The following is a 21,011-nucleotide window of genomic DNA, read 5'->3' as shown; positions in this document are numbered from 1 at the left end:
CGCTAGTTCCCCCGGTATTCGAGGATGGCACAGGCAGCCTGACCCTGGAGGCCGACGGACCACAGCAGGATGCGTTGACCCCCAGACGGAACAATTTCCTGCAGCAGCGCGTCGAGCTGGGCTGGCGCATCGGCGGCGCACAGATAGCCGGTCTCCTCCTCCGGGTACCACATCTGCGCCGCCGACAGTCCAACGTGCGCAGTGATCCTGCGTGCGAGCTGTGCATCGATGCGCGGAGGCACGATCCAGTCGATTCCCGCGGGGCTCAACGCCGCCTGCGTGCATGTCTGCCCGATGACTTCGATGATGACCGTTTCGTCGACAAATATGTCGGAGCGGGCACAGGGGACGCCACGTGTGCGCACGCTGACGGCGAGCACAAGCCATCCGGGTTCCGCGTGCCGCCCGATCACAACGGCGGCAGCGCCGTCGCCAAGTACCGTGATTGATCCGGCCAGGCGGGAGAACGGCGGCAGCCAGCGTTCTGCACCGACGATCAGCGCACTGCCTATACCATGGTCGTTGGCCATCATGTCGGATACGACATGCAGCGCAAGGAAGAACGACACGCCCTGCAGTTGTCCAATCGCGAATGGCACTCCCGCCACGCCCAGTTCACTATACAGCCGACATGCGCACGAGAGCGCGAGGTCATGCTCCAGACTGGTTGCACAGACAACTACATGATCCGGCGTGTTGGCGTCCCTCCCCGCACACCGCCGGATCGCTTCCCTGGCGACCATCGACGCCATGTCAGAAAGAACGAAGCCTGGCTCGCACGCAACGTGTGCAGCGGTCGCGGAGGGCACTGGTTTCGAACAATGATTGCCGGAACCAGAATGGGGACCAGAGCTTGCCTCGCAACGCCAGTGCAGCGTATCGGCATAGACTGATTGCATGATGGTTTCCCGCGCAGAAGAAGGAATGCCCAGTGGTTGGGGTAACACGGCATCGGCCCGCACGCGCATCGGCGGCACGTACCGCGCCGTGGCTACTATGCAGGGCCGCTGGCGAACGTGGTCAGTCGCGGGGGACATGGGATTCGACGAAGTCGACGAGGTTGCTGAAGCGTATGAACAGATCGGCAGACAGGTCCTCCGGCGCGAGCGTGAAGCCGAAACGTTCCTCGAGCTGAAGCAGCAGGTCTGTCATGTTCATGGAATCGACACCGATGTCGAGCAGGTTGGTGTCGTCTGCGATCAGGTCTGCAGCCATGGTGCTTCCTATGGCCGACACCAGGCATGACCGGATCGTGGCTGAGATTTCCTCGCGTCTGGGGCTATGCGTGTCATGCGTCATGGGATGTCTCCCGCCCGGATTGGCGGACGTTGGCGATGTCGGGTGATGAGTCGGGCGCGGTGGTGTCGCAGGACGGCGGCTCCGTGATGTCCCACGGACGTGACATCGATCGCAGCGCGGCCCGTGCAATCATGAGTCGCTGCAGCTCGCCGGTGCCTTCCATGATGTCGAACGCTCTGGCGTCCCGGTAAGCCTGCTCGAGTGACGGACAGGAGGTGATGCCATCGATACCGGCAACGTTTATTGCCACACGTGTGACCCGCGCGGCCACGCGCGAGGCAAACGCCTTGGTCATGGAGGAATCCATGGGCGTAGCGATGCCGCGATCCGTCTTCCAGGCCGTGCAGTGACAGAGCAGCCACGCGGCCGTAATCTGGCGGTCGATGTCAAGCAGCGTCGCTTCCACGCCTGCCACGTGTTGATGCCTGTCCGCGGGCGTGCCACCGCCATCGAGCCAGGCGGCGAGGTCCGCACGGACCCGCCGGCAGGTACCGATCATGACGGCGGAAAGCAGTGGCCGGAAGTAGTCCCAGGATCGTTGCGCACCCGAGAAGGCATCATCGAGCGGCTTCTCGTCCCCGCGGACAAGAAGGGCATCGTCGGGCACTTCGCAGTCGGCATAGGAGAGTACGGCAAGCTGGGTCGCACGTAGGCCAGCCATCCGCTCGACGCGCGAGACTGTGAATCCGGGTGTATTGCAGTCCACCAGGAACGCGCGGATACCGTAGCGGCCCATCTGCCGGCTGATCGTGGCAAACGTGATCACGCAGTCGGCGCGCGCGCCGTTCGTGATAAAGCACTTGGTGCCGTTCAGGACCCAGCCGCGACCAGTTTTCCGCGCGATTGTACGCATGGCAGTCGCGTCGGAACCACAGTCGGGTTCGGTGATGGCGAAGGCGCCCCAACGTGGTGCGCCGGACTGGAACCGCTGGAAGAACCGGGCCTGCTGTTCGGCGGATGCGAGCGCAACGACCGGCGGCATGGCGAGCCCCGGGCCTGGCAACGACAGCGCAAGACTCGCGTCGGCCTCTCCGAGACAGGCCATTAGCGTTGCCTGCGCCACGAGGGACTGCAGGGCGGAGCAGCCGCCGTACCGGGTGGGCACGAGGTTCATGTTCAGGGCGGACACATCGTCGGGGCGCCAGGGAGGACCGGCGATGTCACCGGACACATCTGATTCGAGGCTGACTGCTCGCATGCGTCTCTCAAGCAGGCCCAGATCGAGCCCGCGATCGGCGAGCGCGGTACCGATATCGTCGATGGTGTGAGCCTGCTGCAGCGTCTGCTGATACTGGGCCATGGCATGTCCCCCCGGGGACCGGTATTCACGCGAACCCACGAGGGGCGGCACGTGTCGTATGGCCAAAGCGTAGGCATCAAGGCCCAGGGGCGTCACCTCCAAGCTTTAGGAGGGTGTTGTATGACGGCATTGGTGGGCACGTCATGGCGGTCACGCCGCGGTGGATGCCCGATAATGACGTTCAGACCAGACGATGATCGGCAACTACGGGTGTGACGTATGGCAGCGCGAAAACAGACGACCGAGAAAGAACCTTTGTTTCAGCCAGACAACAAGGGACCGCGAACGACCAAGCGGGGAGATCAGGTAGCCGAGCTCATCAAGAGCTGGATTACAGATGGAAAGCTGCGCCCCGGCATGCGATTGAACAAGGAGGCAGAGCTTCAGGAAATGTTCAGCGTCAGTCGCGGGTCCATGCGGGAGGCTCTCAAGTCCCTGGAGGTGCAGGGGCTTGTGCGTCTGAGTACCGGGCCTGATGGCGGAGCGACGATTACGCGGGTGCCGCTCGCCCGCGCATTCCAGTCGCTACAGAACTACCTGTTTTTCGAGAGCATCAGTCTTGAAGACATTTATGCTGTGCGACGTGTGCTTGAACCGCTACTTGCGGCGGGAGCGGTGGAGCATCTGACTGACGCGGATCTGGAAGCGCTCGAGCGCAGCGTGGAGGTATGCGAGCCATTTGCCGCGAGTCACGAGCGCGCGCTCGATCAGCGACAGGAGGACATCCGTTTCCACGATGTACTGGCTCGGGCGAACCCGAACGCATTCCTCCGGTTCAGCTGTCAGATTATCAATCAGATGCTGCATAGCCTGGTGATCGTTGCGGGCAATGTGACGCAAGACGATTACCAGGCGTTTGGCCGGCAGACCGTGGTCGCGCACCGCGCGATCCTGGATGCGGCAAGGCGCCGCGACACAGCGGCGGTGGAAAGTCTCATGGCGGCTCACATGGAGGAGGCGGAAGCGCAGCTTCGCAAGGTGCACGCCGCCTTGCGTCAGAAGCTGGTACTGGATTCGGACCTCGGGCTGCGCACAGGAAGGAAAGGTGGTTCGTGACTTGGCGTTCGGTCCGCGTTCTACAGATCCAGGCGTATTTCCTGATAGCTAGTCTCAGTGCGTTTGGCGGGTAGCAAAGAACGAGGAAAGCGTGCGTACCAGATCGGCGAATGGCGCGCGTCCGAACGCGAGTTCCAAAATGTGGCTGGCCCAGAGCACGAGCGCATCCGCGTGACGCCCACCAACGATCTGCACACCGACTGGAAGACCTTCCGGAGTCGTGCCCGAGTAGATACTTGCTGCAGGCAGGCCGAGCTGGTTGCACCAGGCCGTGAAATGGGGAAACAGCTCATGGTTTGCCGCGAGATCCGCCAGTGGCATGGCAACCCGGGTATACACCGGGCAGATGACAAGATCGTACCGCTCGAAGAACGCGTTGATAGCAGCGCCAAGTTCCCCTCGCTCGATGAGGGCGCCAAGCAACGCCTGGCGCGATATCGCCGCACCGGCATCAGAGTATGCCTGCAATGATGGATCGAGCGCCGCTCCTCCGTCAGGTATGCCTTCGGTAAGCTGCCGACAGCAGGCCGGCCAGAGCGTGGCGTGAACCGCGTTGCAGCGGACGATGCCGGGGGGATCTTCTTGTTGGACCCTGGCGCCCAGGTCACGGAATGTGTCGGCTGCGCGTTGGACTGCCTCCAGGACACTGGCTTCGGGCGTGACAGCGAGGCCCAGGGACGGACTGTACGCTATGCGCACGCTGCCCGGTGTTGGCTTGCACTTCAGACCCAGTTCATAGTCGCTGCTGTCGTGCGGTAAGGCGTACCAGTCACGACTGTCGGGGCGGCTGATGACGGTCAGGATTCGGGCAGCATCTGCGACGCACCGGGTCATCGGGCCGATATGGCTCAACAGCCCGAACGGACCGCGCGGAGCATGAGGAACGCGGCCGAAGCTCGGTTTGAAACCAAACGTACCCGTGAATGCGGCTGGAATCCGGATCGATCCGCCGCCGTCGGTGCCGATCGCGGCCGGTGCCATACCGAGCGAAACTGCGACGGCCGCTCCGCCGCTGCTGCCGCCCGGAGTCCGGCTCGTATCCCAAGGATTGCGCGTTATTCCGGTCAGTGGACTATCGGTGACGATCTTGTGAGCGAAATCTGGCAAGGTGGTCTTGGCGAAACAGAGTGCACCAGACTCGCGAAGTCTCGCTACACATGGACTGTCGTGGGGTGATGGCGTTTCATCGGTGACCCGTGAGCCGTATCGTGTGGCGAGTCCGGCAACCGCGACGTTGTCCTTGACGCTGATTGGCACCCCGTCGAGCGGGCCAAGCGGGCGATTGCCTTTCCACCGTTTCTCCGATGCGCGGGCCATGTCGAGCGCGTCCGGAGCTATCTGGCAGAAGGCATTCACGGCTGGATCGAGCCGCTCGATACGCGCCAGCACGGCTTGGGTCACCTCGACCGGAGACGTCGTGCCCGACTTATATAGCGCGTGAAGTTCCTGTGCCGTCAGATCGCAGATGTCATCACCCATATCATCTCCATAATTAATCATCATTAATATACATTAGACATCGCTTCTGTCCATGTCAAGTGATCATCTTTCTGGAAAATTCATGGTAAACGAGCGATGTGGCGCCGTTGACATCCAGATTTTGAGGGCGTAGATTTATGGTCAGAAATAACCGGATCGACTTCCTTCGGGAAAGGATAGTGTCGGCGTAAGACGTGACGCAAGTTTGACGGGCGCCGTGGCTCGGTAGCAGGAAACAGTTGGCGCGGGTTGCTGGTTTAATGCCGCGAACCGTCCAGGTGTCAGTTATGGCGTCGTCTTCGGCTGGCCCCAAGACTCAGGAAGTCTTAGTTTATTCCTGGGCCAGTTTCTCTGCACTGGCGAGGAGGGCTCTCTTCTTTTCCTTGCTGAGCCTGCCGGCGATTGCGAGCAGGTTCGCGAGGAGATCGTCGTCCTCGTAGAGGAAGCCTGTAGGGACGAGCAGCGCCCGCGCCAGACGCTGACTGGTCTGTATGGCTGGGGTGTGTTTGCCCTTTTCGTACTGGTTGACGCGGGTGCTGGCAGAAAATTCGTCGATACCCGCCTGGATGCCGAGCTGCTCTTGAGTCAGGCCCGAGCGCTGTCGCGCCTGTTTCAGGCGTCGAGGGAAGACGGCATCAGATGTAGTTGTATCGCGCGACATCCGGCGAGTGTCCCGGATTCGCTCAGGGATTTTACTAAGTAATTCTTAGTCGAAGGACTAAACATTACCTGGTTTCTTGATCCTGGATGTTGCTGATTGGGATAGCGTCTCGGCATTCGCTAGGAGGACCTTCTTCCTGCTCCGGGTGAGCCGGGCTGCAGTGACGAGAAGAGCTGCAAGCAGATCGTCCTCTTCGTAGAGAAAAGAGGTGGGGACATGCAGTGCCCTCGCCAAGCGTTGCCCCATCACGAGATGGGGTAAGTGTTTGCCTCTTTCGTACTGGTTGATGCGGGCACTGGCGGAGAATTCGTCGATTCCTGCGTTAATGCCGAGTTGTTCCTGGGTCAGGCACGAGCGTACCCGCGCCTCTTTCAGGCGTTTGGCAAAAATGGAGGATGTCGCGTGCTTAGCCGGCATCCTAGGAGTCTCTGGGAATTGCTCGGCCTTTTTACTAAGAGTTCCTTAGTCTTGAACCTAAGGAACTCTTGGTGATGAGGGCTGAGGTACCGGAAAGCGGTTCGTTTGCCGATTGCACATCCGGGGCAACGGCTCCGCAGACATGAAGACTGGGACTGACTTATATGACGACGATTTTGAACATTCTGGGTTACGTGAGCATTCTGATCCTGGTTGCGCTTGGGCTCGCGATCGTCTTCGGCATGATGGACATCGTGAACCTCGCGCATGCCGAGTGGGTCACGATTGGCGCCTACGCGTTAGCTGTCGCGCAGGCAGTTGGCGGGCAGCAGGCGTTCTGGCTTGCCCTCTTCGTGGCCCCCGCAGTCGGGGCGTTTCTCGGCTGGTGCCTCGAGAGGTTCATCATCCGGCTGCTCTATGACCGGCCGCTGGACACGCTCCTTGCGACCTACGCGATCAGCCTGATCCTGCAGAAGGTGCTGGAACTGATCTTTGGCACCCAGCCGATGCTCGTCTATGCCCCGTTCAGTGGGGCGGTGACAGTTCCCGGCGGAAGCTATCCAGCCTACCGGATCTTCGTGATTGGCGTCGCGCTGACCGTGACGGCAGGGTGCTGGCTCTTGTTCGCGCGAACGCGCTTTGGAACCCAGTTGCGCGCGGTGATCCAGCACCCTGCGATGGCGGAGGCCGCGGGCATCGACACCCGGCGTCTGAACCGCATCGCCTTCTGTGGTGGAGCGGCAATCGCCTCGCTCGCGGGCGTACTTGTCGCGCCGATGGTGTCGGTCGAATCGCATCTGGGCGTTTCCTATCTCGCCAAGGCGTTCTTCGTGATCGTGCTGGGCGGCATCGGGTCGATCGTCGGCGGCATCCTGGGCAGCGCAGTCATCGGTACCGCCGAGACATTACTGAGCTATCGCATCGATCCCTCCCTCGCATCCGCAGTAGTGCTGGTTTTCTCGATTGTGGTGATCCGGTTCAGACCGCAGGGGCTGATTCCGGGATTCAGCGCGGCCCATCAGCTTCTTGGTAAAGGATAAAGCGTATGTCTGGAAAACACGCAGGCTGTCTGCGGCTCTGGTTCTCGCAGCCCGCCCTCGGCCCCAGGGATGTTTCCCCCCTGTTGATGTGGATCGCAGCCGTGGCTGCGGTGGTCCTCGTGCCACTGGTTGCCGGTCCCTGGTTGCTGGCGATGGTGCGCGATGCACTGGTGATGGGGATCCTCGCGTTGAGCTATGACCTGCTCTGGGGACGTGCCGGCGTGCTCACGCTCGGGCACACGACGTTCCTGGGCCTCGGCGCCTATGGATTTGCCGTCATGACCGTCCAGTTCGGACAGGCGCCCTTGACGGGCGTGGCGGTCGGTGTGCTCTGCGCTGCGGGTGTCGCTGCCGTGATTGGCTATTTCCTGCTTTTCGCGGGGGTGAGACTTCACTTCTTCGCCATCATCAGCCTTGCCGTGCTGATCGTCGCACAGCAGCTCGCCGTCAGCTGGCAGTCGGTCACAGGGGGCGATACGGGCATCCTGGGTATCCCGGGGCTGTCGTTCAGCGTGGACGGTCATGCATTTGACCTGAGCGGTCCCCGGACGTCCTGGTACACCGTGGCGGCCATACTGCTCGCCGCGACTGGCCTGATCTGGCTCGTGTGCCGCAGCCACTACGGCAAGGTGCTCGATGCGATCGCGACCAACGAGTGGCGCGCAAAGGCTTGCGGCTATCACACGCCGTTGCACCTGCTGCTCGTCTTCGTCGCGTCGGCGGCGCTTGCCGCAGTCGCCGGCGTGCTGATGGCGGCGTGCTCGGGCGTGGTGGCGCCGGACGTGTTCTCGCCGCTTCTTGCGACCGAAGTCATCCTCTGGGTGGCAATCGGTGGCCGGGGAAGAATTGGTGGTCCCGTGGTCGCGGCGGTCGCCCTGACGCTGCTCAGGCAGGCCGTCTCCAGTTACAGCACGGACGGGTGGCCCCTGATTCTCGGCGGTCTGTTTCTCGCCTGCGTGCTGTTCATGCCGAACGGACTGCGCCTTGGCGGGTGTGTGGTGGTTGCGCGCCGGGCAGGTCGGGCGATATGGAGCCGGCTACCGGTTCAATCGATTCATCGCCCGGGCCACGCACAGGAGAAGCGGTAATGGACAGCCAGTTTCTTCTGGGCACCGGCCTTTCTCGCACGTTTGGCGGGATCAGGGCGGTGGCCGGCGTCGACATCAGCATCGCGCCACGTGACCTGCTGTGCGTGATTGGTCCGAACGGGGCCGGCAAGAGTTCGCTCGTCGGTCTGCTGTCGGGGGCGATTATCCCCGGTTCCGGTGAACTGTATCTCGATGGTGAGCGGATGACAGGCCGCCCGATGCACGCGTTCTGCCGCCGCGGTGTGGTGCGCAAGTTCCAGGGGACCAACACCTTCCTCACGATGACCGTGCGCGACAACCTGATGGTGGCCGGCCTGGGCGTTGCGGCTTACCGGGCCACGCCCATGCCGGATCCCGACGCCGTCCTGGAAGAAGTGGGTCTGTCCGGGCAGGCGCGCGAGCTTGCGTCGCATCTGCCGCATGGGGAGCGGCAGTGGCTCGAAATCGGCATGGCGATCATGTGTCAGCCCGCACTGCTGCTGCTCGACGAGCCCGCGGCGGGCCTCTCCGCAAAGGACGCGCAGCGGCTGGTGCGCCTCATCCACCGGCTGCGGGAGCGGTGCGCGGTACTCGCCATCGAGCACGATCTGGGCTTCGTGCAGTCTCTCGCGTGCGAGACGTGGGTGATGCACCGGGGGGAGGTGGTTCGACGCGGATCGTATGCGGAGATCGCAGCCGACGAGGAGATCCGCCGCATCTATCTGGGACGGGGAGCGACACATGCTGCACCTTGAAAACCTGTGCGCCGGATACGGTGACGTGGATGTGGTTCACAACCTCGCGCTCGACGTGCTGCCGAACGAGGTGGTCGGTGTGCTCGGCTGCAATGGCGCGGGCAAGACCACGCTCGTGAAGGCCATCATGGGGCTGCTGCCGCGCGTGAGCGGCCAGGTTGCTTTCCTCGGCCAGCCGTTGACGGGGCTGCGCACACACGAGATTGCGCGTCGGGGGATCGGTCTGGTGCCGCAGGGGCGCTGGATCTTTCCGAAGCTGACCGTGAGGGAGAACCTGCTGATGGGTACGCAGGCCGCGGGGAGGGCTGACATCCTCGACGAGGTATTCGATTACTTCCCGGTGCTGAAGTCGCGCCTGTCGCAGCAGGGCGGTACGCTTTCGGGGGGCGAGCAGCAGGTCCTCGCCATTTCACGCGCCCTGTGTGGGCGTCCGAAACTGCTCCTGCTGGACGAACCCTCCGACGGTGTGCAGCCCAACCTGGTCGAGCGCATTGGCGAGGTGATCCCCGAGCTCTGCCGCCGCTCGAAGCTGGCGGTGCTCCTCGTCGAACAGAACCTCGATCTCGTCCTCCAGAGCGCGCAACGCTGCATCGTGCTCAGTAACGGGCGCCTGGTGCATACCGGTCCCGTCGAGCCGCAACCAGGTGACAGGGGGGAACACCCGCTCGCGCGCTATCTCTCTCCAGCCGCGGAGCTTGCCGCGGATTTTCCTCATGAAAACATCCAGTGAAACCAGTGACCTTCAGTGAGAATGCACATGAACCGTCGTGACTTTTCCCGAACCATGCTGCTGGGTGCGGCCGCTTCCCTTGCCGCATCAACTGTCCCCCGGTTTGCGCGCGCGGCAGCGCCGTTGAGGATCGGTCTGCTCGCGCCGCTTAGCGGTCCGCTCACGCGTGTGGGACAGACCAACCGCAACTGTGCCGCGCTCGCAGTGGACGAAATCAATGCTGCCGGTGGTCTGCTTGGCCGGACGCTGCAACTGAGCGTCGAGGACACGCAGATGTCCACGGCCGTGACGCTGGAGAAGGCGCGCCAGCTCTTCTTGCGTGACGACGTGGCGATGATTACAGGCATGGTGCTGCCGTCCGAGCGAGAGGCGGCCCTTCAGGCCGCACGTTCGGCGCGAAAGCTCGTCGTCTATCCGAACTTTGACGAAGGGCGGTGCGACCCGCAACTGCTCACGACAGGGCTCGCCGCAAGCCAGCGGATCGAGCCGCTCATTGCGTGGCTCATGCGCGACGGTGGCCGATCCGTGTGTGCCGTGGTCTCGGACATTGGCAGTAACCGGAAGGTGTTGATTCCGCAACTGCAGGCAGCGGTGGCCCGCCATGGCGGGAAGTTCCTCGGCGTCTACTGGCTGCCCTTCGGTACACGCGACTACGGCGCCGTCCTGCAACAGGTCGCCAGCGCCGGGCCGCAGATCGTGTGGCACAGCATCGGCGACGACCCGGTGACGTTCGTGAAGCAGTACCGGTCGTTTGCGATGAAACCGCAACTGGTGACGGACATCGCACACGAATCCCTCTCGATTGCCACCACGGGCGCCTCGACCGGCACGATCGGCGTGTCGTCGTACTTCATGAGCATCGAAAACCCGGAAAACCAGGCATTCCTCACGCGTTATACGGCCCGTTACGCCGATGCGCGCGATCCGCGGCTGGGCCGCTATGCGGTGGTGCTGCCGCATGGCGAGAACACGTACGCCGGCATTCGTCTTTTCGCCGAGGCCGTGAAGTCGGCGGAAAGTGTCGACGCCGATCGCATCAGGACCGCGTTACCTGCCGTCTCCGTGGCACTCCCCCGCGGAAAGACAGGCGTGAGTCACGACGGCGGTCATGTGCTCTGCCAGACACGCATCGGCCAGGCACTTGCCGACAACAGCTTTGCGATCCTCGAGTCTGCTGGCCCCGTCATCCCGGTGTGTCAGGGATAGGTACGTTGCATTCAGTGGGCGGAGACGTTTGTGTCAGTAGATAAGGACTACAGAATGAGTGAAATTGTAATGCTGAGCGCAGTTCAACTGGTGGCCGGGTTCCGGCAGCGCACGCTCTCGCCCGTGGAGGTCATGTGTGCCGTACTGGACCGGATCACGAAGCTCGATCCGGTTGTCAACGCGTTCTGCGCCCTTGATGAGGAAGGGGCGATGTCGGCTGCCGGCGAGGCCGAGCGGCGGTGGATCCGCGGCGCGCCGTGCGGTCCGCTTGATGGTGTCCCGGTATCGGTCAAGGATCTCGTTGCCGTCGCCGGTCTTCCAACACGGCAGGGGTCGTGGACTGCTTCGCCGGACCGCGAAAGTGCCGATGCGCCAGCCGTGGCGCGGCTGCGGCGCGCCGGCGCCATACCGTTTGGCAAGACAACCACGTCCGAGTTCGGCAACAAGATCGTCACCGACTGTCCGTTGACGGGCGCGACGCGCAATCCATGGAATACGCGTCTATCGTCCGGGGGCAGCAGTGGCGGGTCCGCGGTCGCGGTTTCGCTGGGCATGGGACCGCTATCGCTTGCGACCGATGGGGGTGGGTCCATCCGGATTCCGGCCTGCTGGAGTGGCGTGGTCGGGTTCAAGCCGACGTTCGCGCTGGTGCCGGCGGGTAGTGCCGCGTCGTGGACAGCACTGTCCACGCTTGGCCCGATCACGCGAACGGTGCGCGACGCGGCGTTGATGCTCGATGCGATGACCTGCGTGAATAGCGACGGGCTCCCGGGAACGGGGAGGCCGTCCGGCTATTCGTCCGGGCTGGACGAGGGCGTTGCCGGCCTGCGGATTGCGTGCTGCGCCGCCCCGGACGGCGTGTCAGTGGCGCCGGACATTGAGGAGTGTGTCGGCAGGGCGGCGGACACATTCGGGACGCTCGGCGCGACGGTCATCCAGACCGACGTTGCACCGGTGGTGGACTACTACGGCGATGGCCGTATCCATTCGGTCCAGTGGTCGGTGTTCTTCGCCCAGCGTGTGCGACATATGGAGGCAGCCGACAGGACGCTGCTTGATCCTGACCTGACGGCACTTGCGGATGTGGGGGCACGGATCGACACCGCGACGTTCGTCGATGCCCTGCTTGCGCGTCACGCGCTTGGCGCGTCGATGGAAACGTTCTTTGAGCACTACGACCTGCTGGTTACGCCGACGTTTCATTGCGGGCCACCGCCGGTTCCCGGCTTGCCTGACCATCTGCGCAATGCCCCGCTGCTGACCGCGTGGTGCAACCAGGCTGGCTTGCCCGCCATATCGGTGCCGTGCGGATTCGCAGGGGATGTGCCGACCGGTCTGCAGATTATCGGGCGTCGGGGCAGCGATGTCCTGGTGCTGCGGGCAGCGCGCGCATACGAACTGGCGCGAGGGGATTTTCCGGCACCGGAAGGGGATCTGCAGTTTCCTGGCGACACGGAGATCGCGCCATGAACGTCCAGATTGCCAGGGTGGTGATCCATCTCGTCGAACGGTGCGCGGAACTTGGCGAACCGGTCACACCGGCGCATCGGCAGGTGGTCGCTGCTGGCGTGCTGAAGCCAGTCGACCCGGATGGCGAGGGTGACTTCGAGGCGCTCTATGCGACGGGCGCTGACCTGGGCCTGATCCTCACGGGGCGGGCACTGCATGCGCTCGGTTGCCCGGGAGAGCAGATCCAGGGTTACGGGAAGGCGGCACTCGTGGGCACTGGCGTGCCGCTCGAATGGGGCGCGGCGCTGCTGCACCCGCGACTCGGCGAGGCGGTTCGCAGCTGTCTGCCGGGCGCGTCCTCGATCATGCCGTCCGTCACGAAGCGCGGGCCGGCGGGCGCCTGCGTCGATATTCCCCTGCACAGCGTCACAGACATGTGGAGCTTCGACCATTTCGACACGGTCTCGCTCTGCCTGCCGGATTCACCGGCACCGGACGAACTGCTGCTCGCGATTGCACTGGCCGAACGCGGCAGGCCGCACGCCCGCGTCAGGCCCGGCTGACGCGCGGCGACACACCATGTCATGCCGTGCCCTCCGGCGGTCTCCGGCAGGCACAGGTCAAACGGACAGACGAACACTCACAGGCGTTCAAAGGAGATAAACATGCGCAGGGATGGTCGGGGAAGATGGAGCAGGGGACTGGCAGCACTGTCGTTGTGCATCACGGCGGGTGCGGCGCACGCGCAGTCGTCGGTGTCGCTCTACGGACTGGCCGATGCATTTGCCGGCGTGGTGCGTACACCCGGCGCATCAGGCAACACCTGGCAGGTAGGTTCGGGCGGGCTTTCGACATCGTACTGGGGCATGTCGGGCGCCGAGGACCTCGGTGGTGGCATGAAGGCGATCTTCACGCTCGAGAGCTTTTACCGGATCAACAGTGGACAGTCGGGAGCGTACAACGGGCAGTCCTTCTTCGGGCGCCGCGCGTTCGTCGGTTTGAGCGGCCCGTTTGGACAGCTGACACTGGGGCGTAATGATTCGCTGCTCTTCGTCTCCACGCTGCTGTTCAACCCGTTCGGCAACTCGTTCGTCTTCTCCCCCATCGTGGTCCACACTTTCCTGGGGTCCGCGATGGGCGCGGCTTCCGTGCAGAGCGATACGGCAATCGATGACTCGATCGTCTACCAGACGCCGGAGATTGGCGGGCTCACGGGAAGCCTGCAGTACAGCAATGCGGGCGTCGCAGGTCACGCCGGGCAGGCGAACTACAGTGCGAACGTGCTCTACTTTGCCGGGCCGTTTTCTGCGACGGCCGCAGTCCAGAGCCTTCATACGGCCTCGCTTTTCCTGAACGGCGCCACGGAACAGACGGCGTGGCTGGTCGGCGCCGCGTATCGCCTGAAGGCAGTGAAGCTCTATCTCCAGTACGAGCGGGTGACCAACAACAACGCGCTCACCGACGACACTGTTCAGGTGGGAGCGAGCGCGCAGGTCGGCATGGGCCGCGTACTGGTGTCCTGGGCGGGAACGCTCAGGCAGCCTGCACAGGGCACGGATGTCCGCTGGTCGACGGTGGTGCTCGGTTACGACTATCCGCTCTCGAAACGCACGGACGTCTACGCCGCGTGGCGCTACGACACCATGACCAGCGTCTCGTCCGGCAACAGCCTGGGCGCCGGTATCCGGATGAGGTTCTAGCCGGGATCCGGCGGGTCAGTACGTCGGCAGGCACCGGATTCGCCCTGGATGCCCGCGTGCCAGCGCGGCGGTAACTGTACCCCGATGTCTACAGCTGTCGCGATTACCTTCCTTCGGGTTGCAGCATTGAGCGTGAATTTCAACGCGACGTCGAGCCAATACGGTAGGGGCCGGTCGGTAGGGGCCGATCGCGCCAGACGCCGGGGCCATTGCCGGGTTCCGGACTGGCGATGGTCTTGCATTCGCAATCCGGTAGTGGCTGGCCGTGGGACGATCTGTCTTTGATGAGGGCAACGCCCTGGTAGCGTTTCTTCGCCATGTCCCTGGTGAAGCAATTGCCGGACAGGCTGTCGTCGCCGATGACAGGGAGCGCCGCGGCGAAACCCTGGCGCGTGAGGAGGGGATTCGTGGCCGAAGGCGAAATCGGGAGAAGGCCTGCATTCGCATATACCTTCAATGCGCACAGCGTGGCACTCGAGGTCACGTGCCCTGCGATGCCAGAAATCTCCGACGGGGGAACTTTCGCGAGACCGTGACGGACGTCCTGGGTCGCGGCCTTGACCCTGGCGATCGCTACCTGCGCCTTGTACGACCGCAGAAGGCTTCAGCCTGCGCCCGGTGGTTTCATGCGTGGCACGGGCGTATCTCACGTTCTGGTTCAGGTCAGCTCGTCATCAGGACCTGCCCGACCGGGATCGGGCTCGATACCGATTCGATAGTTCGCGACGAAATCGGGCCACTCCACATGGTCAACCAGGTCGATGTCCTCGATGACCTTGATCCTCGTCTTCGCGCGCTCGAACAGGGCAATGCTGGCGGCGGGATAGTTGTTACGCGATGGATAGAGCACGCCATCGAACCGCGGCAGTCCATCGCTTCCGCGCAGCGCATGCACCTGGTTGGACACCTGCTGTGTGCAGGTGTAGTCGCGGCTGGCCAGTTGCTCAAGATTCAGGCCGAAGTAACCGGCCATTACACCTTCGGCCGTCAGGTCTGCCAGGTGCAGTTCTTCCAGTACGCCGACCGCACGCACCAGCCGGCTCTGGACTTCTGCATGCGCGATCGAGCGCCTGGTGTCCCTGTCCCATTGGTGCTTGTGAAACACGGACTCCATCAATGCCGTGGGAAGATTGCGTCCGAGGTAAAGCACACCATAGTTCCGTCCAGGGGCGTCATAGCGGTTGGTGCCGTCGCGGCCGTAGTACAGCGGTTTATCCCGGTAGACGACGCGGCTCACGTGCTGGAGCAGTTCACCTGCGTCGATGGCAAGCGACGGCAATCCGATACTCATTCTCTCCCCGCCTCGTGCACGCCCAGGACGTTGAGCACGACTTTGACCACGTCGCCGATCGGCCGCTCGGTGACGGCTTCGACCGGTGTGCGTCCCCCGAGGCCTTCGAGCGGCTCGGACAGGGCGCGATACAGCGTCCAGTTGTCGATGCCCTCGACCTTCTGCAGTACAGCCTGCGTCAATTGCTGCTTCACCGGGTCGAGCTGCCAGTCGGGCAACCTCTGACCACGAGGCCCCACGTTCAGCGCGAGCAACCGGCGGGCATCAATGTCCTTGTAGATCTGCTGACGCACCTTGTTCGCCAGCCGGGCAAATTCGGGCAACGGCAGGTTATGTGGCTGATTGAAGGCTTCCAGCCGGGCCGAGCGACCGCGCTGGATGTCGGTCGCGCCCGGCACCCAGCGTGTATCGGCGCGCAGCGCAGCTGCCTTGCCGGCCAGGCGTTGCTCCACCGTCTGCACTTCCAGCGTCGCGGGGAGTTTCACCGCCTCCACGCGCTCATGGACGAATGCCTGCAGCTCGGCGGCGAACGCCTGGGCATCGCGGATTTCGACGGTCGCGGAGAAGCGACGGACAACATCATCCGCCGTGACGCGCGGCAGGTGATCGGCAATGAATTCAAGGGTCGTGGACATGGTCATCTCGCGTAGTCGAGATTGAGACAGGGAGTACTCTAATCTCGCATGTCTCTTTTGTCAACTTTGTCAACTCTGTTGTATATCTTTGGCTCGATCACGTCCGCGGACGGTTTCACTCCGGCACGTAGGTCAGTTCCTGACGCGTGGCCGCTGTCCAATCCGGTCTGCACCCGGGCTCCGGCCCTGTTAGTGAATATGTCTCTGTCAGGTTAGCCCTCTATGCACATAGTCGACGATCGGAAACCCTGCGGCCCGATAGCTGGGGTTTGCCATGCCCTCAGTGTTCCGGTGCAGATGGGCACAGCCGTGCGAAGCGGACATGTTCTGTCTCGCCTGTACGTCGTTCGCTTTGTCCGACGGGGCTTCCCGTCGATAAGACGGGTTTGGGTATTGGCGTCAACCGCTGCTTGAATGCCCTCATGTTCCGGCCACTGCAGGCCAGAGCGACTCCTGGGGGCAAGTCATGTTAATCGAGGACAGTGGCGCGGACAGGATCCTGCGCCGTCGACAGGTTGAGGCGCGCACGGGGTTGTCGCGCTCGACCATTTACCGTCGCATGCAGACCGGAACGTTTCCGCTGGCGGTCGCGCTTGGCGGCCGTCTGGTCGGATGGCGGCTGGCCGATATCGAGCAATTCCTCGCAAACCCCGCCCGCTACCGGGTGCCGGCACGCCTTCGCGACGGGGGAGCGGGAGGCGCGCCATGAACCGGGACCTGGCTTCAGGACCGCTCGGCCCGCGTCTGGCGAACTGGGGCAATGCCGCGCGGGGCGCCTGCGATCCGGTCGACGCGGCACGGATCACGAAAGCGTGGGAAACCCTGCATCCCCGGCATCGCGACATGCTCCGCATGGTGTATCTCTGGCACGCGAACCAGGAGGTCGTCTGCCGGCGTCTGCGTATACCGCGTCGCCCGGCGCAACGCTTCGCACTGGAACTTGCGGCCGCGCGCGCAGCGCTCGCACGGGCGCTGGCGACCGGAGACCAGCACCGCGGGAACAGCTTGTGGTCATCGGACGACGGGCAATAGGGACGTGCTACTGCGAGGGGGATCGGGGCTGGAGGGCCGGTATCCGAAGAGCCTGCAGATAGCCGGCTTTTCGCAGGCATCAGGTGGCGTCGCCCGTCGAAGGATCACTTCCGGCGGTGCTGTCGCCATTCGGGACCGGGTCAGGCATTGAATGAAGCATCGAAAGCGCCGGGCGGCCACGAGGGGGCATCATTGGCCATGCCGATTCAACGCACCCGCGCGCCTTCCGGCGCAGTACCGTCAGAGGGTGGGTCTCATTGCGAACTCGGCGACGTTACCAGGCGAACCGCCTGATTCGTTTCTCGTGCAACGATTCCCGGGCGATTGAGGCGGCTACAGATCAAGCCAGTTCTCGATCGCAAGACCGCGAATGCGGCTGAACGCCTTCGTGTTGTCGGTCACGAGTGTCAGCCCCAATGTGTAGGCCGGCCTCATGGCGCCGGTTGTGGACACTGGGGATGCCACGGTACCGCAAACCCTCTGGATTGCTGTTACGACCTCCATCCACCCGGCCCAGGGAGGCCAAACTGTTTCGCAACAACCGAAGTCAGGCGGTACGCATCCCGGTCGAGTTCGAGTTGCCTGGCGATCGCGTCCTGATCTATCGGGAGGGCGACAGGCTCCTCATCGAACCGGTGCGAACCCCCTCAAACATCATCGAATTGCCAGGCACATGGAGACACTGTCCAGCCATCGCAATTTTTTTTGGGAATGCGTGGGAACACGTGGGAACACATGGGTAAAGGCAGAGCCGGCGAGGCGCCCGGAGGCCCTTGCATTGCGCCACGTACTCGCCTAGATTGAACCCAACAATCTGATCCGGTCAACGTGCCACGCACGACCGAGTACGCGTTAGCGGCCTCGCAGTTTCGATGTCTGTGCAACGACGTGGTGTGCCGTGACGCATTCGCAAAAAGCCTGCATCTGCAGGCTTTTCTGTTTTCTGGTGCTGATGCAATGATCCCCCGTTGAGCTCGCGGTCAGCCTCCCCGGCGCCGCGGGTTCTTTTTTCTGCACAGGTTCATCGACAGCGGGTGCGGCTGAGGAAGATGAACCATGAAATCGCTTCTGATCATTTCGGCGACGGGCCGTTCGGGCAACACGACGGTGACCTGTCTGCTCGCCCGCCATCTGCTATGCGCCTGCCGCTGCCGGGTACTGGTGCTGGACCTGGCCGACCCGCCTCGCTGCGCGCACGTGCTTGCCGGATACCGGCCCCACGCGATCGCATCCGGCATCCAGGTGCTGGCACCGAAAGACAGTGGCCGATGCGCATTGGGGGGCTGTGTGCACGTGCTCAATGCCGACGCCGTCGCCGCGCTGGTCTCGCGCGACGATCCCGACCGCACGCGCTATTACGCGAACCTTCGTCACCTGCTGTTGGTGGCGGCACGGTGGTTCGATGTCTGCCTGATCGACGCGCCCGCGCTGCCTGACCTGCGCGCCGTCTGCGCGGAGGCGCTCGTGGATACGGCGCTGAGCCCGGTCGCGGTGTCGTCCGGATGCGTCAGCTGTGCCTCGGAGGTGATCAACGGCAGATACGGCATCCGCAATGTCCGGGCGCGACTGAATCCGGCACTGCGTTTCACCGGAATTCTGCCGGTTGTGGCTACGCCTGCGGCGATGGGGGAAGCGTGGATGAAGGTGATGGAGACGACGCTGCGGGAGTGGTTGATCGCCGATGCGGCGTCTCCCCGTGGATACGTCTGGCTGCCGCACCTGGCGTTCGTCCGGCGTCCCGGATCGTTCGTGCCAGGGAAGAGCGAGCGTGCCCCACGCGATGCCAAGGTACATGAAGACCTGCCTGAAAACCTGCGGGCGCAGGCGGCCTGCCTCGCTGTGCTCACCCAGCAGCTCGAAGCGATCGGGGACAACACCGCGCCTGCCCTTCGTCATGTGCAGGTGTGCGATGCATGACGCGACCACTTTGCCGAATGCGGCCGGCGGCACTGCTGTTGTCGTCCGCGCGCTGCGGCAGGCACTGCGCCGCGGGGCGATCGTCGGCGCGGCATGCCTCGCCACGTCGGCCATGGCACCGGGCATTGCCCGCGCCGACGACTGGGGCTGCCAGGTCATCCTGTGCCTGTCCAATCCCGGCGGCCCCGAACAGTATGACGAGTGCGTGCCGCCCATCGAGAGGCTGTGGGCTGCACTGCGTCACGGCGATCCTTTCCCGACGTGCGATTTCGGGGAGGGTGGCTCGCAGGGGACGTCGGCCGCGAATGTCTGGGCGAGTGCGGGGTACTGCCGTGAGGATCTGCTGTACTGGGGTGGTCCCGAGCAGAGCGAACTGCTGTGCAACGCGCGCGGTGCGATCAATGTCGAGATCGACGGTGAACTATATACGCGGGTGTGGTGGGACGCGCGAGGTACGGACCGCACGATCACTGAGTTCTATGGGGCCGGCAGTACCGCGCTTCCGTATGACCCGACGCAGTCGGCACGCCTCTTCCTCGCGCGCGAATCGGAAAGCTCCGGTGGCCAGGGAGGTGGCGAATGATCCCGCTCGCCGCCTTCATGATCCTCGCCCAGCAGTGCGCACCTGACGTGGCCCCCACCACGATGGCCGCTGTCGTGCGCGTCGAGTCGGACTTCAATCCGTATGCGATCGGTGTGGTGCATGGGCGCCTGCAGCGGCAGCCGGCCAGTCTCGCCGAGGCCGTCGCCACTGCCCGCACACTCGACGCAGCGGGCTGGAACTACAGCACCGGGCTCGCACAGGTCAACCGGTCGAACTGGCCGCGTTTTGGTCTGACACCCGATACGGCCTTCGATCCGTGCCGGAACCTGGCTGCGGGCGCGGCCATTCTCCAGGGTTGCTTCGAACGTGCGAGGCGGATCCATGCGCAGGTCCAGGAGGCGCTGCGTTCGGGCCTCTCGTGCTACGCGAGTGGCGATTTCTCTACTGGCTATCGCACAGGGTACGTGCAGCGCGTTGTCGCGCACGTCGCGGATACCACGCGCGTCGTCCCCGTCGTGCCGGCAATCGACCCGCAGGCCGAACCGCAGACATTAGCCATTCCCGTCGAAGCGGTGACGTCCCCGGTGGGTACACCTGCCGTAAGTGCTCCGCCGGACGCCGCATCGTCCCGGCCAGGGAATGATCAGAGCGATCGTTCGAACGGGCATCCGGAAGAAGCAGTGCAGGAGAGTGCAGTGGTGTTCTGAGTCGCAAAGAGATCACGGTGTGGAGCAGGAGCATTCCATGAAATCAGGATTACGAATGACATGGTGGTGGATTCCGGCACGGTTAAACAAACCAGGAGAGACTCGGTCTCCCCGGTGCGGGCTTGCTCTTTTGCCAGTGCTGGCCCTGACAGCGACGCCTGCCTGGGCCCAGCTCTCTCAGGTCAACACGCTGCTCACGACGATCCAGACCACGCTGCTGAGCGTGGGTGCGGTGGTGTGCTCGATATCGATCATCTGGGCGGGCTTCAAGATGATGTTCCAGCATGCGCGCTTTGGCGACATCGCCAGCGTGTTCATCGGCGGCCTGTTCGTGGGCTGTGCCACGGTGATCGCGGCGATGTTGATCCCGACGAGCTGAGGCGGAGGCGCACATGAATGCGGCCGCAAATCGAATCGTGGATCCTGTCTTCAAGGGCTGCACGCGCCCGGCCATGCTCTGGGGGGTGCCGCTCGTGCCGTTCCTCATGGTAGGCGGCAGCATCCTGATCCCCGCAATCTGGGCACTGCTCGCGAGTCCCCCGGTGGGGGTTGGCATCGTGCTCATCCTGATCCCCGTCTTCGTCACGATGCGCACGGTCACGCGCCATGACGACCAGCGCCTGGCGCAATTCGCATTGCGCTTTCGCATGGTGGTTCGCCAGCGTAACCGTGGCTTCTGGTGCGCGCACGCCTACATGCCGCTCCGTCTCAAAAGGAGAGGCTGAC

25 protein-coding genes are annotated in these 21,011 nt (G+C 63.6%); 17 read left to right on the top strand and 8 right to left on the bottom strand.

Going from position 1 to position 21,011, the window contains the following annotated elements:
- Nucleotides 1-2: 2 nt before the first annotated feature.
- From BHE01S_RS12615 to BHE01S_RS12605, 3 genes are all read right to left on the bottom strand, one after another.
- Nucleotides 3-899 (bottom strand): 3-oxoacyl-[acyl-carrier-protein] synthase III C-terminal domain-containing protein, encoded by an 897-nt coding sequence (locus BHE01S_RS12615; RefSeq protein WP_245639721.1) that lies wholly within the window; start codon nt 897-899, stop codon nt 3-5.
- Nucleotides 900-1,020: 121 nt separating this feature from the next.
- Entirely contained in the window at nt 1,021-1,299 is a 279-nt protein-coding gene (locus BHE01S_RS12610) for an acyl carrier protein (protein ID WP_042264346.1), read from the bottom strand.
- On the bottom strand, nt 1,289-2,599 hold the full coding sequence (locus tag BHE01S_RS12605) for an acyl-CoA dehydrogenase family protein (RefSeq protein ID WP_042264343.1): 1,311 nt from the start codon (nt 2,597-2,599) through the stop codon (nt 1,289-1,291). Before BHE01S_RS12605 ends, BHE01S_RS12610 begins: the two co-directional genes overlap by 11 nt.
- A 219-nt stretch (nt 2,600-2,818) precedes the next feature.
- Between BHE01S_RS12605 and BHE01S_RS12600 the strand changes: the two genes are divergently transcribed.
- Complete coding sequence (locus tag BHE01S_RS12600; RefSeq protein WP_042264341.1) at nt 2,819-3,655, top strand: FadR/GntR family transcriptional regulator; 837 nt, start codon at nt 2,819-2,821, stop codon at nt 3,653-3,655.
- 54 nt (nt 3,656-3,709) lie between these two features.
- Here BHE01S_RS12600 and BHE01S_RS12595 read toward each other — a convergent pair whose 3' ends face one another.
- The 3 genes from BHE01S_RS12595 to BHE01S_RS12585 all read right to left on the bottom strand — a co-directional run bounded on the left by BHE01S_RS12595 (nt 3,710) and on the right by BHE01S_RS12585 (nt 6,212).
- Entirely contained in the window at nt 3,710-5,134 is a 1,425-nt protein-coding gene (locus BHE01S_RS12595; RefSeq protein WP_042264340.1) for an amidase family protein, read from the bottom strand.
- 331 nt (nt 5,135-5,465) lie between these two features.
- Entirely contained in the window at nt 5,466-5,795 is a 330-nt protein-coding gene (locus BHE01S_RS12590; RefSeq protein ID WP_042264336.1) for a helix-turn-helix domain-containing protein, read from the bottom strand.
- A 57-nt stretch (nt 5,796-5,852) separates the two neighbouring features.
- A complete protein-coding gene (locus BHE01S_RS12585) occupies nt 5,853-6,212 on the bottom strand; it encodes a helix-turn-helix transcriptional regulator (RefSeq protein WP_042264334.1) in 360 nt (119 codons plus the stop codon).
- A 164-nt stretch (nt 6,213-6,376) separates the two neighbouring features.
- Here BHE01S_RS12585 and urtB point away from each other — a divergent pair, with 164 nt between their 5' ends.
- The 8 genes from urtB to BHE01S_RS12545 all read left to right on the top strand — a co-directional run bounded on the left by urtB (nt 6,377) and on the right by BHE01S_RS12545 (nt 14,159).
- On the top strand, nt 6,377-7,252 hold the full coding sequence (urtB, locus tag BHE01S_RS12580) for an urea ABC transporter permease subunit UrtB (RefSeq protein ID WP_042264332.1): 876 nt from the start codon (nt 6,377-6,379) through the stop codon (nt 7,250-7,252).
- Between the two features lie 5 nt (nt 7,253-7,257).
- Nucleotides 7,258-8,340, top strand: coding sequence for a branched-chain amino acid ABC transporter permease (locus BHE01S_RS12575; protein WP_042264330.1), 1,083 nt, complete (start codon nt 7,258-7,260; stop codon nt 8,338-8,340).
- Nucleotides 8,340-9,074 (top strand): ABC transporter ATP-binding protein, encoded by a 735-nt coding sequence (locus BHE01S_RS12570; RefSeq protein ID WP_042264329.1) that lies wholly within the window; start codon nt 8,340-8,342, stop codon nt 9,072-9,074. The genes BHE01S_RS12575 and BHE01S_RS12570 overlap by 1 nt, the downstream gene beginning before the upstream one ends.
- Nucleotides 9,061-9,804 carry an ABC transporter ATP-binding protein gene (locus BHE01S_RS12565; RefSeq protein ID WP_042264327.1) on the top strand — a complete coding sequence of 248 codons (744 nt, stop codon included), beginning with the start codon at nt 9,061-9,063 and terminating at the stop codon, nt 9,802-9,804. Before BHE01S_RS12570 ends, BHE01S_RS12565 begins: the two co-directional genes overlap by 14 nt.
- 27 nt (nt 9,805-9,831) lie before the next feature.
- Complete coding sequence (locus BHE01S_RS12560; protein WP_042264571.1) at nt 9,832-11,010, top strand: ABC transporter substrate-binding protein; 1,179 nt, start codon at nt 9,832-9,834, stop codon at nt 11,008-11,010.
- A gap of 54 nt (nt 11,011-11,064) precedes the next feature.
- Nucleotides 11,065-12,480, top strand: coding sequence for an amidase family protein (locus tag BHE01S_RS12555; protein WP_042264325.1), 1,416 nt, complete (start codon nt 11,065-11,067; stop codon nt 12,478-12,480).
- Complete coding sequence (locus BHE01S_RS12550) at nt 12,477-13,022, top strand: amino acid synthesis family protein (RefSeq protein ID WP_042264322.1); 546 nt, start codon at nt 12,477-12,479, stop codon at nt 13,020-13,022. Before BHE01S_RS12555 ends, BHE01S_RS12550 begins: the two co-directional genes overlap by 4 nt.
- A gap of 102 nt (nt 13,023-13,124) precedes the next feature.
- Nucleotides 13,125-14,159 carry a porin gene (locus tag BHE01S_RS12545; RefSeq protein ID WP_042264320.1) on the top strand — a complete coding sequence of 345 codons (1,035 nt, stop codon included), beginning with the start codon at nt 13,125-13,127 and terminating at the stop codon, nt 14,157-14,159.
- A 658-nt stretch (nt 14,160-14,817) separates the two neighbouring features.
- Here BHE01S_RS12545 and BHE01S_RS12540 read toward each other — a convergent pair.
- Together BHE01S_RS12540 and BHE01S_RS12535 are read right to left on the bottom strand one after the other, a co-directional pair.
- Complete coding sequence (locus BHE01S_RS12540) at nt 14,818-15,450, bottom strand: RES family NAD+ phosphorylase (RefSeq protein ID WP_042264317.1); 633 nt, start codon at nt 15,448-15,450, stop codon at nt 14,818-14,820.
- Nucleotides 15,447-16,085: a hypothetical protein gene (locus BHE01S_RS12535; RefSeq protein ID WP_042264570.1), complete on the bottom strand. Its 639-nt coding sequence runs from the start codon at nt 16,083-16,085 to the stop codon at nt 15,447-15,449. The genes BHE01S_RS12540 and BHE01S_RS12535 overlap by 4 nt, the downstream gene beginning before the upstream one ends.
- A 466-nt stretch (nt 16,086-16,551) precedes the next feature.
- On the opposite strand from BHE01S_RS12535, the gene BHE01S_RS12530 reads away from it, so the two are divergent.
- The 8 genes from BHE01S_RS12530 (at nt 16,552) to BHE01S_RS12500 (ending at nt 21,010) form a co-directional block, all read left to right on the top strand.
- On the top strand, nt 16,552-16,794 hold the full coding sequence (locus BHE01S_RS12530; protein ID WP_042264315.1) for a helix-turn-helix transcriptional regulator: 243 nt from the start codon (nt 16,552-16,554) through the stop codon (nt 16,792-16,794).
- Entirely contained in the window at nt 16,791-17,117 is a 327-nt protein-coding gene (locus tag BHE01S_RS12525; protein ID WP_042264312.1) for a hypothetical protein, read from the top strand. Before BHE01S_RS12530 ends, BHE01S_RS12525 begins: the two co-directional genes overlap by 4 nt.
- A gap of 458 nt (nt 17,118-17,575) precedes the next feature.
- A complete protein-coding gene (locus BHE01S_RS36680; protein ID WP_084068794.1) occupies nt 17,576-17,860 on the top strand; it encodes an antitoxin in 285 nt (94 codons plus the stop codon).
- Nucleotides 17,861-18,173: 313 nt separating this feature from the next.
- Entirely contained in the window at nt 18,174-19,034 is an 861-nt protein-coding gene (locus BHE01S_RS12520; protein WP_042264310.1) for a ParA family protein, read from the top strand.
- A complete protein-coding gene (locus BHE01S_RS12515) occupies nt 19,027-19,617 on the top strand; it encodes a hypothetical protein (RefSeq protein ID WP_042264308.1) in 591 nt (196 codons plus the stop codon). Before BHE01S_RS12520 ends, BHE01S_RS12515 begins: the two co-directional genes overlap by 8 nt.
- A complete protein-coding gene (locus BHE01S_RS12510; RefSeq protein ID WP_042264306.1) occupies nt 19,614-20,285 on the top strand; it encodes a lytic transglycosylase domain-containing protein in 672 nt (223 codons plus the stop codon). The genes BHE01S_RS12515 and BHE01S_RS12510 overlap by 4 nt, the downstream gene beginning before the upstream one ends.
- 37 nt (nt 20,286-20,322) lie before the next feature.
- Nucleotides 20,323-20,664: a TrbC/VirB2 family protein gene (locus BHE01S_RS12505; protein ID WP_042264568.1), complete on the top strand. Its 342-nt coding sequence runs from the start codon at nt 20,323-20,325 to the stop codon at nt 20,662-20,664.
- A 13-nt stretch (nt 20,665-20,677) separates the two neighbouring features.
- Entirely contained in the window at nt 20,678-21,010 is a 333-nt protein-coding gene (locus BHE01S_RS12500) for a type IV secretion system protein VirB3 (protein ID WP_042264304.1), read from the top strand.
- Nucleotide 21,011 lies beyond the last annotated feature (1 nt).

Origin of the sequence: Paraburkholderia heleia NBRC 101817, from assembly GCF_000739775.1 — a bacterium.
Lineage (GTDB): Bacteria > Pseudomonadota > Gammaproteobacteria > Burkholderiales > Burkholderiaceae > Paraburkholderia > Paraburkholderia heleia.
This window is presented reverse-complemented; position numbering and strand designations above follow the sequence as displayed.